This window comes from Parvibaculum sp., from assembly GCF_039973015.1.
Taxonomy (GTDB): Bacteria; Pseudomonadota; Alphaproteobacteria; order Parvibaculales; family Parvibaculaceae; genus Parvibaculum.
The window spans coordinates 38,518-52,722 of the sequence record NZ_JBDWLT010000009.1; the positions used below are offsets into that span (position 1 = coordinate 38,518).

Here is a 14,205-nt window from a genome sequence, read left to right on the forward strand (position 1 = left end):
ATAGCGTGTATCACGCACGATGATAGGGGTGGCCCGACAATATTGTAACGGCACGATAGAGTTGTTCGGCCAGCATCACGCGGGCGAGCATGTGGGGCCAGGTCATCGCGCCGAAGGCCATGATGTGTGCGGCGTTCCCGCGGAGCGAGGGGGCGAGCCCGTTTGCGCCACCGATCACGAAAGCGATGTCGCTGGTGCCTGTGTCGCGCCAGTTGCCGAGGCGCTTTGCGAAGGCTTCGCTTGTTTCGACACGCCCGCGTTCATCGAGCGCGACGATCAGCGCCCCTTTCGGCATGGCGCCGCTCAGGAGTGCCGCCTCTCGTTCCATGAGTTCCGCGCCTTCGTGGCGGCGCTTTTCCTCCACCTCCGCAACGGGCAGTGCCGTGATGCCGATACCGCGACCGGCGGCATCGAGGCGCGACAGATAATCGTCGAGAAGGTGTTTCTCAGGGCCGGTCTTCAGCCTGCCCACGGCACATATCTGGACGCGCATAAATCCCCGTCCGGCATCGCGCCGGCCAATAGTACGCGGGAGAGAAGCGCTAAGCTTCGCTGAGGGGTCTATCGCCTCAGACGGCCAGCTGGTCCGCCGGTATGTCGGCCGACCACATCTTCTCCAGTCTGTAGAATTCGCGCACTTCGGGGCGGAAGACATGGATCACCACGTCGCCACCGTCGATGAGCACCCAGTCGCCTTGTTTCATTCCTTCGACCTGCGACGTGCCGAACCCGGCTTCCTTCAGGCGGCGAACGAGATGATCGGCTACGGCGCCGACATGGCGCTGCGACCGTCCGCTCGCGACCACCATATGGTCCGCGATGGGTGTCTTTCCGGTCAGATCGATGGAAACCACATCTTCGGCCTTGTCTTCTTCCAGGCTCTCGAGAACGAGAGCGAGCATTTCAGAAGACTCGCCGGTATCGGCCGCAGGCTTTTTCGTGGAAGCCGCCGCCTGTTTCACAGCCCCGGCGGGCTTTGCCGCACCGGGTTTTTGCTGGACCTTGAGGTCCGTTGATTGTCTGCTCAGGAACACGCTCCTTGGTTTCGCAAACAGTTACATCTAGCCGGATATATCAAGCGAGATACACCAGCTTGTGCCGCAGGCCTTGCATTGCCCGCAACACATAGAGAATAAGCCTCGCAAGACCTCAATTCAATGACGGGATTTTGACGGCAAGGTGACGTTCCATGCTGTGCTCAGGCCCAGCCGCCGGCCTGCCGGATTTGCGTTGCGGACTGGCCGGTTTCGGGGCCGGACAGGAAAACGAGGGCCGGCGCCGCCATCGCGGGCAGCAGGGCTGCATCGGCTGTATCGAGGGTGCATTCGCGCAGCATCGTGGCGACCGGCGAGAGGCGCGCCTTCAGCGTATAGCCGGGCCTCGGATAGACGGCGATGGGAACCATTTCCGTAATGCCGCGCCAGTTTCGCCATTTTGGAAATTGCAGCATGTTGTCGGCGCCCATCAGCCAGACGAAATTTACATCGGCGAAGCGGTCGGCCAGCGCCGCCAGCGTGTCGGCGGTGTAGCGCGTACCGAGCTCTTTCTCGATACCGCTCACCACGATCCGCGGATCGCGCGCCATCTTTTGCGCCGAGGCGAAGCGGTCCTCATAGGGCGCCATGTCCTTTTCGGGCTTAAGCGGATTGCCGGGCGAAACGAGCCACCACACACGGTCGAGGCCGAGTGTCCGCAGGCACATGCGTGTTATGTGGAGATGGCCTTCATGCGCGGGGTTGAACGAGCCGCCCAGCAGGCCGACTTTCAGTCCCGGTGCGAGAGACGGACTGCGCACCTTAAGGACGGACCTGGCCGCTGCCGCGCACGAGATATTTGAAGCTCGTGAGCTGCTCGACGCCGACGGGACCGCGCGCATGGAACTTGCCTGTCGCGATGCCGATTTCCGCGCCCATGCCGAACTCGCCGCCATCGGCGAATTGCGTCGAGGCATTGTGTAGCAGGATCGCACTGTCTACCTCGGCGAAGAAACGGTCTGCCGTCTTCTGGTTGCCGGTCACGATGCAGTCCGTGTGGTTCGAGCCATATTGCGCAATATGCGCAATCGCGCCGCCGATGCCCTTCACCACGCGCACCGCGATGATCGCGTCCAGATATTCGGTGTACCAGTCCTCTTCGCTTGCGGGCTTTACCTTCGGATCGGCCTTCTGTGCGGCTTCGTCGCCGCGCACTTCGCAGCCTTCCGCGATCAGTGCCGCAACAAGGGGCTGAAGATGCGTTGCCGCGCAGGCTTCGTCGACGAGCAGCGTTTCGGCCGCACCGCAAATGCCGGTCCGGCGGAGCTTCGCGTTCAGCACGATGTTGCGCGCCATGTCGAGGTCGGCTTCGCCATCCACATAGACATGGCAGACCCCTTCGAGATGCGCGAAGACGGGCACACGCGCTTCTTCCTGCACGCGCGCCACGAGGCTCTTGCCGCCGCGCGGCACGATCACGTCGAGATTGCCGCCAAGGCCTTTCAGCATTTCACCGACCGCGCCGCGATCCGTCACGGGCACGAGCTGGATCGAGGCTTCGGGCAGGTTCGAGGCGAGAATGCCTTCCACGAGCGCATCGTGGATCGCCTTGTTGGAGCGCGAGGCTTCCGAGCCGCCGCGCAGCACGGCGGCATTGCCCGCCTTGAGGCAGAGCGCGCCCGCATCCGCCGTCACATTGGGGCGGCTTTCATAGATGATGCCGACGACGCCGAGGGGTACGCGCACGCGCTCGATATGAAGACCGTTCGGGCGGTCCCATTCCGTGATCATGGAGCCGACGGGATCGGGGAGAGCGGCGATTTCCTCCAGCGCCTTCGCAATCGCTTCCACGCGCTGCGGATCGAGCGTCAGCCGGTCGATCATCGAAGGTGCGAGGCCGTTCTTCAGGGCGTCGGCGACGTCTTCGGCATTGGCGTTGAGGATGTCGTCGATATTGGCGCGAACGCACATGGCGGCGGCAAGGAGCGCCGCGTCCTTCTGCTTGGTCGAGGCCAGCGCCAGTGCCGTTGCCGCCTTGCGCGCTTTCTGGCCAATTTCAGCCATCAGCGCGGGTATGTCCTGCCGGCCGGTGTTCAGTTTCACGATGCTCACGGGCGTTACCTGTCTCTCATCGGGGTGGCCGCTTCAGTATTTCAGGCGGCCGGGCCGGGTTCAATGCTGTCTGTTTTCCTATCTGGGGTCGTGTCCGCGATGTTTCACGGTTTTTTCAGCACGAGGTCGTCGCGATGGATCATTTCCGCACGGCCCGAATAACCGAGCAGTTCCTCGGTTTCATGGCTCGAATGGCCCATGATCGCGCGGGCGTCTTCACTCGAATAGGCGCTGAGCCCCCGTGCTATTTCGTGGCCTTGCGCATCGCGCACAGTCACCGCGTCGCCCCGCCCGAAATCGCCCTCGATGGCGGTGATCCCGGCGGGCAGAAGGCTGCGGCCCCTTTCGAGCGCGCTCACGGCGCCTGCGTCGATGGTGATGGTGCCGAGGCTTTTCAGCGAGCCCGAGATCCAGCGTTTGCGTGACGCCACGGGCGTTGAATGCGCGGCAAACCAGGTGCAGCGCGCCCCGTCTTCCACGGCTTTCAGCGGGTGCAGCGCGCGGCCATTGGCAATTGCCATGCGTGCGCCGCCTTCGGTCGCGATGCGCGCCGCCGCGATCTTTGTTTTCATGCCGCCGCGCGAATAGATGCTTGCCGCATCTCCCGCCATTGCTTCGATTTCGGGCGTGATCTCGGCGACTTCGGCCAGATGCTCCGCGCCGGGGAGGTGGGGCGGCGCGGTGTAAAGCCCGTCCACATCCGACAGGAGGACAAGACAGTCGGCCGACACCATGCTCGCGACGCGTGCGGCGAGACGGTCATTGTCGCCGTAGCGGATTTCGCTCGTCGCCACCGTGTCGTTTTCGTTGATGACGGGCACGGCGCCGAGCTTGAGCAATGTGGCGATTGTCGAGCGCGCATTGAGGTAGCGGCGGCGCTCTTCGGTGTCTTCCAGGGTCAGCAGGATCTGCGCGCAGGAGAAGCCATAGGCCGAGAGAATTTCCTGAAAGGCATGGGCAAGGCCGATCTGCCCGACGGCGGCAGCGGCCTGGCTTTCCTCCAGTTTCAACTTGCCGGGCGCGAGCTTCAGGGCGCGGCGGCCAAGCGAGATCGCGCCCGAGGACACGATCATCATTTCCTGTCCACGTGCACGCATCCGCGCCACATCCGCCACCAGCGCCTGTAGCCAGGTGCGGTTGAGCTTGCCCGTTTCACTGTCGGTGAGCAGCGCCGAGCCGATCTTGACGACCACGCGCTGCGCGTTTTTCAGGTCGGTGCTCATGGGCGCCAGCCCTCATCCTCTTCGCCTTCCGCCGCTTCGGCTTTTTCCTCCTGGCGCTTGGCGGCGATCTCGCTGGCGACGAGGCGCAGGACGTCCGTCACGCCTTCGCCCGACACGCCGGAAATCACGCGCACCTGCGCGCCGCTTTCTTCGGCCAGGATTGCCGTCTTTTCCTCGCGCTCTTCCGGCGTCAGCGCATCCGCCTTGTTGAGGCAGAGGATTTCGGGCTTGTCTTCGAGCCCCGCGCCATAGGCTTCGATTTCGCCGCGAATGACGCGGTAGGCCTCGCCGACATCCTCGGCGGTTCCGTCGATCAGATGGATCAGGATGTTGCAGCGTTCGAGATGCCCGAGAAAGCGGTCGCCGAGGCCTGCGCCTTCATGCGCGCCTTCGATGAGGCCGGGAATGTCGGCCAGCACGAAGGTGCGCGCATCGATGGTGACGACGCCGAGGCCGGGGGCCAGCGTCGTGAAGGGATAGTCGGCGATCTTCGGCTTTGCCGCGCTCACCGAGGCGAGGAAGGTCGATTTGCCTGCATTGGGCAGGCCGACAAGTCCGGCATCCGCGATCAGCTTCAGCCGCAGCACGACAGTCTTTTCCTCGCCTTCGAGGCCGGGATTTGCGCGGCGCGGTGCCTGATTGGTGGAGCTCTTGAAATAGGCATTGCCGAAGCCGCCATTGCCGCCCTTGGCGAGCAGCACCCGCTCGCCCGCTTTCGTCATGTCGGCGATCAGCGTTTCCTCGTCTTCCTCGAAGATCTGCGTGCCCACCGGAACTTTCAGCACGACATCGGCCCCGTTCGCGCCGGAGCGGTTCTTGCCCATACCGTGCATGCCGGTCTTGGCCTTGAAGTGCTGCTGGAAACGATAGTCGATGAGCGTGTTCAGCCCTTCGACGCATTCGGCGATGACACTGCCGCCCCTGCCGCCATCGCCGCCATCCGGTCCGCCGAACTCGATGAATTTCTCGCGGCGAAAGCTCACCGCGCCCGCGCCGCCATTGCCTGAGCGGATATGGATTTTCGCCTGATCGAGGAACTTCATGTCACGCTTCCACCCGCATGAGCTTCATGGTGAGGCAGTGGGCTTTTTCCTGCCTCGCTTCGCACCAGCGGCTTTCCTCACCAGTATAGCGGAAGCCGAGTTTTGTCAGCACACGTCCCGACGCATGATTATCGGCATAGTGGCCGGAAACGATGCTTTCGCCGCCGAAACGGGCCTTGGCTCTTTCCGTCAGGGCCGATGCCGCTTCGGTCGCGAAGCCGCGATTCCAGTAAGGTTCACCGACCCAGTAGCCGATTTCACGGGTTCCGTCGGCATGGAGCTGCAATCCGCAGGTGCCGACAAATCCCTTCTCGAATTCGATGGCGTAGCAATATTCCGCGCCGGCGGCGCGCTGGGCGGCCTGCCGGGCGATCCAGTCGGCAGCCATGTCTTGCGTATAGGGAAAGGGCATGCGCGAGAGCATCCGCGCCACTTTCCAGTTATTGGCGAGGCGCGTGAGTTCCTGCGTGTCCTTTTCGTGGAGCGGGCGCAAAAGCAGCCTTTCCGTTCCGATCTCTTCCAGCATCGGGATCTCCGGTCCCGAGAGGGCATGAAAAAAGGGAGATGGCGATCCCATCTCCCTCTCAAATCCCGATGGTCGCCACCTTCGCGAGGTGGCGTTCACCCCACGCTTCAGTCTGCCGCTTCCGGCATGCCGGCCGTGACGACCGAAACGAACGAGCGGCCGTTCTTGCGCGTACGGAATTCCACCACGCCTTCCGCTTTCGAGAAGATCGTGTGGTCCTTGCCGATGCCGACATTGCTGCCCGGATGCCACTTCGTACCGCGCTGGCGGATGATGATGTTGCCCGGAATGACGGCTTCGCCACCGAACTTCTTCACGCCGAGGCGCCGGCCGGCACTGTCGCGACCGTTGCGGGATGAACCGCCTGCCTTTTTGTGAGCCATGTTTCTACTCCTTCAGTCCCGCTTAGCCGGCGATGTCGAGGATCTTGACGAGCATCAGATCCTGACGATGGCCGTTCTTGCGGCGATAATTCTGGCGACGGCGCTTCTTGAAGATCGTGATCTTCGGGCCGCGGGTAAGGTCGACAACCTCGGCCTGAACCTTTGCGCCATCGACGAGCGGCGCACCGACCTTCATCTCGCCGCCTGCAGCGCCGAGCATCAGGACTTCGCCAAGCTCGATCTTGTCGCCGGCCTGCGCGTCGACGCGTTCGATCTCGAGGAGATCGTCTTTCGCGACTTTGTATTGTTTGCCGCCTGTCCGGATGACTGCGAACATCTCTGATACCACCATGTAACGAAAAAGGCCCTGCGTCCGCCGGTGACAGCGGTACGGGCCGAATTGGCGCGCAATATACAGGGGGAGGTCGCCCTGTCAAGCCGCGAAAGGGCCTGAAATCAAGGCTTTCTCGCCACCTTGCGGTCGTTGAGCGTCCGCCAGGCGCAGAGCGCCAGAAAATAGAGCGATGCCGCCAGAAAGGCCCACCAGGCGGCGGGGGAGGCCTCTGCCGGGCGAACGCCCGCCGCGCTCCGGAGTACCAGCCAGAAGGTCGAAAGCGCCCAGAGGGCGGTCACGGCCAGTGTCAGCGGCCTCAGGGCCTCCACCCGGAAGGGGTGGATATATTTGAAAGGCACGAAGGTCAGGATGCCCAGCACCGCAATAATGGCGAGGTTCAGCCAGGCGCCTGTCCCCAGCACATAAAAACACAGGACGATCAGGTTCCAGGTGGCGGGAAAGCCCGAGAAATAATTGTCATGGGTCTTCATGTCCCGGTTGCCGAAGCAATAGAGCGAGGTCGTCATGATCCAGGCCGCGGCCGGGATTTCCCAGCCTGGGGGCACGAGGCCGAAGCGGTAGATCAGCAGGGCCGGGATCACCGTATAGGTCAGATAGTCGATCACGAGGTCGAGGACCGCCCCGTCGAAGCGCGGCGCATATTCCGTCACGCGGACCTTGCGCGCCATGGGGCCGTCGAAGCCGTCGATGATGAGGGCAGCGCCCAGCCAGAGCAGCGCGAGGCGCAGGTCGCCCGCAATCAGGGCGGCGATGGCAAGAAGCGCGGTAATGACGCCCGACGCCGTAAAGGCATGGACGGCCCATGCCGCGGCCACGCGTGCCGCAGGCTGCCTGTGCTCCATGCTCCCCTCATCTCCCGCCTCGCTCATGGGCTTCAGTCTAGCAGGCAGGCGGGCCTTAACCTATCGCGGAGAAAGGCGGGTCCGGTCCCTGCTTCCGGTCTTGTGCGGCGCGCGCGTGGCGTTTACATTCCGCGCCGTTTCGACCTCACGGGCGGCCTTTCGGGGGCTCGCCCGTCCTCTGCGGAGAGGTGGCTGAGTGGTTGAAAGTACCGCACTCGAAATGCGGCGTACTCGCAAGGGTACCGTGGGTTCGAATCCCACCCTCTCCGCCATTAAAACGGGCCCCTTTCAAGGGGCCCTTTTTGCTGGCGGAAGAGCGGGCGGAAAGAACCCATGTTCGACAAAACGCCAAAGGCGTTTTGGGGCGAGCGGCCCCGCCGCTCGATCCGCAAGGCCGAAGGCCCGCGGACGAAAACAGGCCAAAGCCTGTTTTCGCCAATCCCACCCGATCTCTGGAAACGCAGGTCAAGCGGCCACGACGGTCCTGAATGTGAGGGATATCCGGCGTCGGCGAGGTTGTCTTTCGCCGTCCACGACGTCGGATTTCCGCGCCGGTATTTCGTGCGTCCACTCATAGCGCGCATCGCCGCTCAGGATCAGCAGCGAGCGCGGAGAATCGCCGAGAGCCTGCTTCCCTGCTTTCCATTCTGGAAAACCATCTCGCAGGGTGAGAGCAGGCTCAGCGACGCAATCCTGTCCGAGAAGCACGGCACGCAATCGACATGCGCGCTGATCCCCTGTCCGGGCAGATATTCGTTGGCGATCATCTGGTCGGCGCTGCATGGAAATGTTCTCCGCTGCGAAGCCTGAGACAGACGGAGGCGGCCCAGTCCGGCAATGCGCCGATATAGGTGTCCGGCGTAACCATCCGGGCCCGGTAGTCGTAGCGGTAGCCGAAATGCTGCACGCGCCGCTTGAGCTCGGCGCTCCGCTCGCCCGCATCGAGAGCCCGCACAAGCCTCTCCTCTTCATCCGCTCCGATGAAGCCGGGCAGGTATGTCGCGCCGGGAGGAAGCATTCCACGCCTCAGGGCAAAGGAGAAAACTGGCCGAGGCCTGTAGCCGTTATTGAATCTCCTCGGACGGTACTTCGTTTTCGTGAGGCAGGACGGTCGGCAGCTGCTGGGCGCGCTTTCCTTTCCACCTGCTGCGGCGGTACTTGCTCTGGTATTCGCGCCGTTGCTTCGTGACCTCGTAGAGAACGATGCCAGAACTCGTACCAAGATTCAGGCTTTCGATTATTCCGAACATCGGGATGGCAACGCACATGTCGCTGTGCGCTACCGCTAGCTCACTGATCCCGCGTTTTTCGTTGCCGAACCAGACGGCAAGTTTTGTGTGTTGCGTGTAGTCGCCCTCATGAAGATAGATGTTGGTTTTGCCCTTTACGTGCGGTGAGGTGACTACGGATACGAAGCCCTTCTTCTCCAGATGAGCGAGGCATGCTTCTGTACTGTCGAAGCGCTTTACGAATGTCCATTTAACGGCCGACACGGATGTCGTTGAAAGTGATTTCCGCTCGCGCATGTCCTGCCAATTGTCGGGCAGCGCTTTGCGTGGATCGACGATGTAGACTTTCTCGACGCCCAGTGCGTTGACGTTTCTTATTACAGTGCCGATATTTCTGAGGTCGGTCGGGTCCTCGATGACGGCGATGAGATTCTTGCAACGGAACGATTTAATAATATCCGCCCGCCTGCGAACCGACTTTCTGGGCTTTTCAGTATCACGAACTTCCATGATGGTTCTTTGATTCTAGTTTCGGAGCCCGCTTTTAGACTGTCTTGATCGTATCGCCTTCGCTGTAACGAGTTCAAGATTGGAAAAACAAAAAAACCGCGTCATTGCGAGGAGCATCGCAGATGCGACGCGGCAATCCATGCAACCCTTGTTCGTGGCAGGCTCCCTATGGATTGCCACGCCTCCCTGCGGGAGGCTCGCAATGACGGCATTGATTCCACGAATGATAACGGACGCGAAAAACGCCGCCCCCGGATGATCCGGGAGCGGCGCATGTCGTGAGGCTCTGAGAGCCCGTTACTTCTTCAGGTCGAAGCGGTCGGCATTCATCACCTTGACCCATGCCGCCACGAAGTCCTTCACGAACTTCTCCTTGGCGTCGTCCTGCGCATAGACTTCCGCATAGGAGCGAAGGATCGAGTTCGAGCCGAAGACGAGGTCGATGCGGTTCGCCGTCCACTTCGTCTTGCCGCTCCTGCGGTCGCGCACTTCGTAGTGGTCGCCGCTCTTCACCCAGCTATTGTCCATGTCGGTCAGGTTGACGAAGAAGTCGTTTGTCAGCGCGCCTTCCTTGCCGGTGAAGACGCCGTGCTTCGTGCCGCCGTGATTGGTGCCGATCACGCGCATGCCGCCGACAAGCACCGTCATTTCCGGTGCGGTGAGGCCCATGAGCTGCGTGCGGTCGAGCATCAGTTCCTCGGCGCTGACGTCATAGTCGGCTTTCAGCCAGTTGCGGTAGCCGTCATGAACGGGCTCCAGCGCCTCGAAGCTCTCCGCATCCGTCATTTCGCCGGTGGCGTCGCCGCGTCCCGGTGCGAAGGGCACCTCGATGTCGATGCCCGCCGCCTTCGCGGCCTGTTCGACACCGACATTACCCGCAAGCACGATCATGTCGGCGACGCTTGCGCCCGTCTCTTTCGCGATCGGTTCGAGCGCGGAAAGCACCTTCTGGAGGCGGGCGGGCTCATTGCCTTCCCAGTCCTTCTGGGGAGCAAGCCGGATGCGGGCGCCGTTCGCGCCGCCGCGCATGTCGGAGCCGCGATAGGTGCGCGCGCTGTCCCAGGCGGTCGAAACCATTTCCGAAACAGTGAGCCCGCTCTTTGCGATCTTCGCTTTCGCCGCGCCGACGTCGTAATCCGTGCTGCCGGCGGGAACGGGGTCCTGCCAGATCAGCTCTTCCTGCGGCACATCGGGGCCGGCATAACGGTCCCGCGGGCCCATGTCGCGATGCGTCAGCTTGAACCAGGCGCGTGCGAAGGTGTCCTTGAAATATTCCGGGTCGGCCATGAACTTGCGGCAGATCTCGTTGTAGATCGGGTCCACCTTCATCGCCATGTCGGCGTCGGTCATCATCGGGTTGTGGCGGATAGAGGGATCGCTCGCATCGACGGGCTTGTCCTCTTCCTTGATGTCCACCGGCTCCCACTGCCAGGCGCCGGCCGGGCTCTTGCGCAATTCCCATTCGTGGCCGAACAGCATCTCGAAGAAGCCCATGTCGAACTTCGTCGGATGCGTCGTCCATGCGCCTTCGAGGCCGGACGTCACGGCGTGGCTCGCAAGCCCGTTCTGGTTCGGGTTCGCCCAGCCGAAGCCCTGTCCCTCGACATCGGCGCTTTCCGGGTCCGGGCCGAGCAGGGCGGCATCGCCATTGCCATGCGTCTTGCCGACGGTGTGGCCGCCCGCCGTCAGCGCGGCGGTTTCCTCGTCGTTCATCGCCATGCGGGCAAAGGTTTCGCGCACCTCATAGGCGGTCTTTTGCGGGTCGGGTTTCCCGCCCACGCCTTCGGGGTTCACATAGATGAGACCCATCTGCACGGCGGCGAGCGGGTTTGCGAGCGATGTCGCGTCCTCGTCGCTCTTGTAGCGTTCGCGGCCGAGCCACTCCTTCTCCGAGCCCCAATAGGTGTCCTTTTCCGGGTGCCAGATGTCCTCGCGGCCGAAGGCGAAGCCGAAGGTTTTCAGGCCCATGGATTCATAGGCGATGTTGCCTGCGAGGATGATGAGGTCGGCCCAGCTCACCTTGTTGCCGTACTTCCTCTTGACCGGCCAGAGCAGGCGCCGCGCCTTGTCGAGGCTCACATTGTCGGGCCAGGAGTTCAGCGGCGCGAAGCGCTGGTTGCCGGTCCCGCCGCCGCCGCGTCCGTCTGCGAGGCGGTAGGAGCCCGCCGAGTGCCAGGCCATGCGGATCATCAAGCCGCCATAATGGCCCCAGTCGGCCGGCCACCAGGACTGGCTGTCCGTCATCAGCGCGTGGAGGTCTTTCTTCAGCGCCTCGACATCGAGCTTCTTCAGTTCCTCGCGATAATCGAAATCCTTGCCCAGCGGGTTCGTCTTGGCGTCGTGCTGGTGAAGAATGTCGAGATTGAGGGCGTTCGGCCACCATTCCATGTTGGAGGTGCCCGCGGAGGTGCTGGTGGCGCTACCGTGCATAACCGGGCATTTGCCGCCTGTTGCAGTGTTCATGTGCCAATCTCCTGAGCGTCGGTTGTCAGTCGCCGGTTGCCGGGCTGCGCTGCCCGTCCGGCCTTACTTTAGAATTATTACAATTAAAATCTACCATCTTCGGCAGGGAATGCAACCCCTTGGCGGGCGCGACGAAAAAGCCCCCGGAATGCAGGGGCTTTTGGCAGTCGCGGGCAGGCCGGAGGGTGTCTGGGGGCTCAGCCACCTTTCCTTCTGAAGCCCATGTTGAAGCTGATCGAGACGCGGAAATCGTCGCTCCGGTTCGGCTGCACCGAATGCTGGAGCCAGCCGGGGAAGATCAGCAGCAGGCCTTCCTTGCCCTTGTACTCCATCGCCTGGCTGTTGATGCGGGTGCGCGCCTTGACGGGGAAGGTGCACATCACGCGCTCGCGCACGGGATCGTAGAATTCGATGTTGCCGCTCTTCTCGGGCACCTTCGCGTAATAGGCGCCTGAAAGCAGCGAGTTCGGATGCACATGTGCCTTGTTGAAGTCGCCAGGTCCGTTCTTGTTCAGCCACATTTCCTGGAAGAAAAGTTCGAAGCGGTCGAAGTCGAAGGAGAGATGCGTCGCACAGCCTGCCGCCGCATTGCCGATGATGCGGCGTATCTCGGCAAGCTCGCTGCCTGTGTGCAGGTTCGCGGCCGAGTGCCAGCCGCCGACATTGGAGCGCGTGATGGCGCGCCCGTTTCGCTCAAGTTCATCCAGAACGGACAGAATATGTGCGTCGATCCGTTCATGGTCGGGCACGCGGCGCGACCAGACGGGAGCCGGAAACCAGGTTTCGGGTTTGAAGCCGGGTTGTGTTTCGAGCGCGCCTGCGGGTTTCTCCGCCGCTTCCGGCACGGCTTTCAGGGCGCCCCCCTTTTGCTTGCTCATATCTGTCCCCCGATGCAGGAGCCCGCAGGAACTCGCACGAAAATGGAGCCATCGGCAGTCGAGAATCTCTCTTTGACCATGTTGCAATCGTCCCTGTTGCACGCGGTTGCAATGACGCCTTGCCGCCATTGCTCTTCACACGAATCTAGCGAAACCGTCTCGCGCGCATCCGGCTTTCGCATCCGTATGGAAGGAATTGGCAGCGATGACCGAAACGCCGGAAAAGAAGACGCAGCCGGACGAGAAGAAACAGAACGTGACCGCCTTGAAGCAGGAAAAGAAGACGACGCAGATTTCCTGTTCGCGCGGGCTTCATGCCTTCATGGAGCGCAACAAGATGAGTTTCGGTTTCACCTCCTATCAGAGCGGCCGCCTTTACCTTGTCGGCCGCCTGCCCAAGGGCAAGGTCAGTTTCCACGAGCGCCACTTCATGCATGCGATGGGCGTCGCCGCCACGCCACAGCGTCTCTATCTCGCGGGCCAGTACCAGATATGGCGCCTCGAAAATGTGCTTGGCGAGGGCCAGAAAATGGGGGGCTTCGATCGCAATTATGTGCCGCGCAACGCGCAGACGACCGGCGATCTCGATACGCATGAGCTGGGTGTCGAAAAGGGCGGGCGCGTCGTCTTCGTCAACACGAAGTTCTCCTGTCTCGCGACCTTCAGTCTCACGCACAGTTTCAAGCCGCTCTGGAAGCCGCCCTTCATTTCGCGCCTCGCGCCGGAAGACCGCTGTCATCTGAACGGGCTTGCGATGGCCGAGGGGGAAGCGCGCTATGTCACCGCCGTCTGCCGCAGCGATGTCATCACGGGCTGGCGCGACAGGCGCGCATCGGGCGGCCTCGTGATGGATGTGCGCAGCGACCGTATGGTGAGCGAAGACCTTTCCATGCCGCATTCGCCGCGGCTTCATGAAGGTACGCTCTGGGTGTTGAATTCCGGGCGGGGCGAGCTTTGCCGCGTGGACGAGAAAACGGGCAAGCGCGACGTCGTTGTCTTCCTGCCGGGTTTTGCGCGCGGTCTCGCCTTTCACGGGCCTTATGCCATTGTGGGGCTTTCCCTGCCGCGCGACGGCAGTTTCTCCGGGCTCGAACTCGATGACGAACTGGCCAGGCGCGATGCCGAGCCCTGGTGCGGCGTCCAGATCGTCGATACGCGCAACGGCAATATCGTCGAATGGATCAGGATGAAGGGCGAGGTGCGCGAGCTCTTCGATGTCTTCGTGCTGCCGGGCGTCACCTGTCCCAAGGCGACGGGTCTTCTCGACGGTGCCGTGCGCAACGAAATCTCCATCGAGAACTGGGCGGCGGAAGATGTGCGGGGCCGCAGCGCAGGCGATCGGGTCACGCCGGAAAAGGAAGCCGTCGCGTGACAAACCGGGGTGGCGCCGTGTGTTCCTCCGGTGCCGCCCCGCAAATCGCCCCGAATTCGGGCGCGCGGCCCATGCGGACTCGTCCGTTTCACGTGCCGATTTGAATCGAATGGCAGGTTTCGTTAACCGGTCTCCATTGCTCCTTCTGCAAATTTTCCTGCAACTCTCCCGAAAATTTCATCCGTCACCGGATCGTCCGTTAGCGGCGTCGCGATAGCGCCGCTTTGGAGGAAAACACCCCTCCTCTTTGGCTTAGACTCAAGTGGAGCGGCTTTGTCCGCCAGCGCAGTCTGGC

16 protein-coding genes and 1 tRNA gene are annotated in these 14,205 nt (G+C 62.3%); 3 read left to right on the plus strand and 14 right to left on the minus strand.

Translation table 11 applies throughout. The features are described 5' to 3' along the window. Positions 1–10: 10 nt before the first annotated feature. The 10 genes from rlmH to ABJO61_RS09865 form a co-directional block, all read right to left on the minus strand. Complete coding sequence (gene rlmH, locus ABJO61_RS09820) at positions 11–493, minus strand: 23S rRNA (pseudouridine(1915)-N(3))-methyltransferase RlmH (RefSeq protein ID WP_348323790.1); 483 nt, start codon at positions 491–493, stop codon at positions 11–13. A 76-nt stretch (positions 494–569) separates the two neighbouring features. Beyond that, complete coding sequence (rsfS, locus tag ABJO61_RS09825) at positions 570–902, minus strand: ribosome silencing factor (protein WP_348323795.1); 333 nt, start codon at positions 900–902, stop codon at positions 570–572. A gap of 296 nt (positions 903–1,198) precedes the next feature. Beyond that, positions 1,199–1,795, minus strand: coding sequence for a nicotinate-nucleotide adenylyltransferase (locus ABJO61_RS09830; protein ID WP_348323792.1), 597 nt, complete (start codon positions 1,793–1,795; stop codon positions 1,199–1,201). 1 nt (position 1,796) lies between these two features. Continuing rightward, a complete protein-coding gene (locus ABJO61_RS09835; protein WP_348323797.1) occupies positions 1,797–3,038 on the minus strand; it encodes a glutamate-5-semialdehyde dehydrogenase in 1,242 nt (413 codons plus the stop codon). A 152-nt stretch (positions 3,039–3,190) separates the two neighbouring features. Next, positions 3,191–4,309 carry a glutamate 5-kinase gene (proB, locus tag ABJO61_RS09840; protein ID WP_348323794.1) on the minus strand — a complete coding sequence of 373 codons (1,119 nt, stop codon included), beginning with the start codon at positions 4,307–4,309 and terminating at the stop codon, positions 3,191–3,193. After that, positions 4,306–5,352: a GTPase ObgE gene (gene obgE, locus ABJO61_RS09845; RefSeq protein ID WP_348330893.1), complete on the minus strand. Its 1,047-nt coding sequence runs from the start codon at positions 5,350–5,352 to the stop codon at positions 4,306–4,308. The genes proB and obgE overlap by 4 nt, the downstream gene beginning before the upstream one ends. 1 nt (position 5,353) lies before the next feature. After that, the gene (locus ABJO61_RS09850) at positions 5,354–5,878 is read right to left on the minus strand and encodes a GNAT family N-acetyltransferase (RefSeq protein ID WP_348325521.1); all 525 of its coding nucleotides are present in this window, start codon (positions 5,876–5,878) and stop codon (positions 5,354–5,356) included. 107 nt (positions 5,879–5,985) lie between these two features. Continuing rightward, entirely contained in the window at positions 5,986–6,261 is a 276-nt protein-coding gene (gene rpmA / locus ABJO61_RS09855) for a 50S ribosomal protein L27 (RefSeq protein ID WP_348325519.1), read from the minus strand. 22 nt (positions 6,262–6,283) lie between these two features. After that, positions 6,284–6,598, minus strand: coding sequence for a 50S ribosomal protein L21 (gene rplU, locus ABJO61_RS09860; protein ID WP_348325517.1), 315 nt, complete (start codon positions 6,596–6,598; stop codon positions 6,284–6,286). A gap of 119 nt (positions 6,599–6,717) precedes the next feature. Continuing rightward, entirely contained in the window at positions 6,718–7,485 is a 768-nt protein-coding gene (locus tag ABJO61_RS09865) for a phosphatidylcholine/phosphatidylserine synthase (protein WP_348325515.1), read from the minus strand. A gap of 155 nt (positions 7,486–7,640) precedes the next feature. Between ABJO61_RS09865 and ABJO61_RS09870 the strand changes: the two genes are divergently transcribed. Both ABJO61_RS09870 and ABJO61_RS09875 read left to right on the plus strand, forming a co-directional pair. Then, positions 7,641–7,730, plus strand: a tRNA-Ser gene (locus ABJO61_RS09870). Positions 7,731–7,791: 61 nt separating this feature from the next. Continuing rightward, the gene (locus tag ABJO61_RS09875) at positions 7,792–8,268 is read left to right on the plus strand and encodes a hypothetical protein (protein WP_348325513.1); all 477 of its coding nucleotides are present in this window, start codon (positions 7,792–7,794) and stop codon (positions 8,266–8,268) included. Here the strand turns inward: ABJO61_RS09875 and ABJO61_RS09880 are convergent. The 4 genes from ABJO61_RS09880 to ABJO61_RS09895 all read right to left on the minus strand — a co-directional run bounded on the left by ABJO61_RS09880 (position 8,222) and on the right by ABJO61_RS09895 (position 12,538). Then, entirely contained in the window at positions 8,222–8,476 is a 255-nt protein-coding gene (locus ABJO61_RS09880; RefSeq protein ID WP_348325512.1) for a hypothetical protein, read from the minus strand. The genes ABJO61_RS09875 and ABJO61_RS09880 overlap by 47 nt on opposite strands. 46 nt (positions 8,477–8,522) lie before the next feature. Continuing rightward, entirely contained in the window at positions 8,523–9,197 is a 675-nt protein-coding gene (locus tag ABJO61_RS09885; RefSeq protein WP_348325510.1) for an RNA methyltransferase, read from the minus strand. A gap of 297 nt (positions 9,198–9,494) precedes the next feature. Beyond that, complete coding sequence (gene katG, locus ABJO61_RS09890) at positions 9,495–11,660, minus strand: catalase/peroxidase HPI (RefSeq protein WP_348325508.1); 2,166 nt, start codon at positions 11,658–11,660, stop codon at positions 9,495–9,497. Between the two features lie 197 nt (positions 11,661–11,857). Further along, positions 11,858–12,538: a TIGR02466 family protein gene (locus ABJO61_RS09895; RefSeq protein WP_348325506.1), complete on the minus strand. Its 681-nt coding sequence runs from the start codon at positions 12,536–12,538 to the stop codon at positions 11,858–11,860. Between the two features lie 205 nt (positions 12,539–12,743). Between ABJO61_RS09895 and ABJO61_RS09900 the strand changes: the two genes are divergently transcribed. After that, entirely contained in the window at positions 12,744–13,910 is a 1,167-nt protein-coding gene (locus ABJO61_RS09900; RefSeq protein ID WP_348325505.1) for a TIGR03032 family protein, read from the plus strand. Positions 13,911–14,205: the final 295 nt, after the last annotated feature.

What these genes read in the sequence shown, in the direction of transcription:
- rlmH (WP_348323790.1), bottom strand. Translation starts at nt 493, where the DNA reads ATGCGCGTCCAGATATGTGCCGTGGGCAGGCTGAAGACCGGCCCTGAG.
- rsfS (WP_348323795.1), bottom strand. Translation starts at nt 902, where the DNA reads ATGCTCGCTCTCGTTCTCGAGAGCCTGGAAGAAGACAAGGCCGAAGAT.
- ABJO61_RS09835 (WP_348323797.1), bottom strand. Translation starts at nt 3,038, where the DNA reads ATGGCTGAAATTGGCCAGAAAGCGCGCAAGGCGGCAACGGCACTGGCG.
- proB (WP_348323794.1), bottom strand. Translation starts at nt 4,309, where the DNA reads ATGAGCACCGACCTGAAAAACGCGCAGCGCGTGGTCGTCAAGATCGGC.
- obgE (WP_348330893.1), bottom strand. Translation starts at nt 5,352, where the DNA reads ATGAAGTTCCTCGATCAGGCGAAAATCCATATCCGCTCAGGCAATGGC.
- ABJO61_RS09850 (WP_348325521.1), bottom strand. Translation starts at nt 5,878, where the DNA reads ATGCTGGAAGAGATCGGAACGGAAAGGCTGCTTTTGCGCCCGCTCCAC.
- rpmA (WP_348325519.1), bottom strand. Translation starts at nt 6,261, where the DNA reads ATGGCTCACAAAAAGGCAGGCGGTTCATCCCGCAACGGTCGCGACAGT.
- rplU (WP_348325517.1), bottom strand. Translation starts at nt 6,598, where the DNA reads ATGTTCGCAGTCATCCGGACAGGCGGCAAACAATACAAAGTCGCGAAA.
- ABJO61_RS09865 (WP_348325515.1), bottom strand. Translation starts at nt 7,485, where the DNA reads ATGAGCGAGGCGGGAGATGAGGGGAGCATGGAGCACAGGCAGCCTGCG.
- ABJO61_RS09875 (WP_348325513.1), top strand. Translation starts at nt 7,792, where the DNA reads ATGTTCGACAAAACGCCAAAGGCGTTTTGGGGCGAGCGGCCCCGCCGC.
- ABJO61_RS09880 (WP_348325512.1), bottom strand. Translation starts at nt 8,476, where the DNA reads ATGCTTCCTCCCGGCGCGACATACCTGCCCGGCTTCATCGGAGCGGAT.
- ABJO61_RS09885 (WP_348325510.1), bottom strand. Translation starts at nt 9,197, where the DNA reads ATGGAAGTTCGTGATACTGAAAAGCCCAGAAAGTCGGTTCGCAGGCGG.
- katG (WP_348325508.1), bottom strand. Translation starts at nt 11,660, where the DNA reads ATGAACACTGCAACAGGCGGCAAATGCCCGGTTATGCACGGTAGCGCC.
- ABJO61_RS09895 (WP_348325506.1), bottom strand. Translation starts at nt 12,538, where the DNA reads ATGAGCAAGCAAAAGGGGGGCGCCCTGAAAGCCGTGCCGGAAGCGGCG.
- ABJO61_RS09900 (WP_348325505.1), top strand. Translation starts at nt 12,744, where the DNA reads ATGACCGAAACGCCGGAAAAGAAGACGCAGCCGGACGAGAAGAAACAG.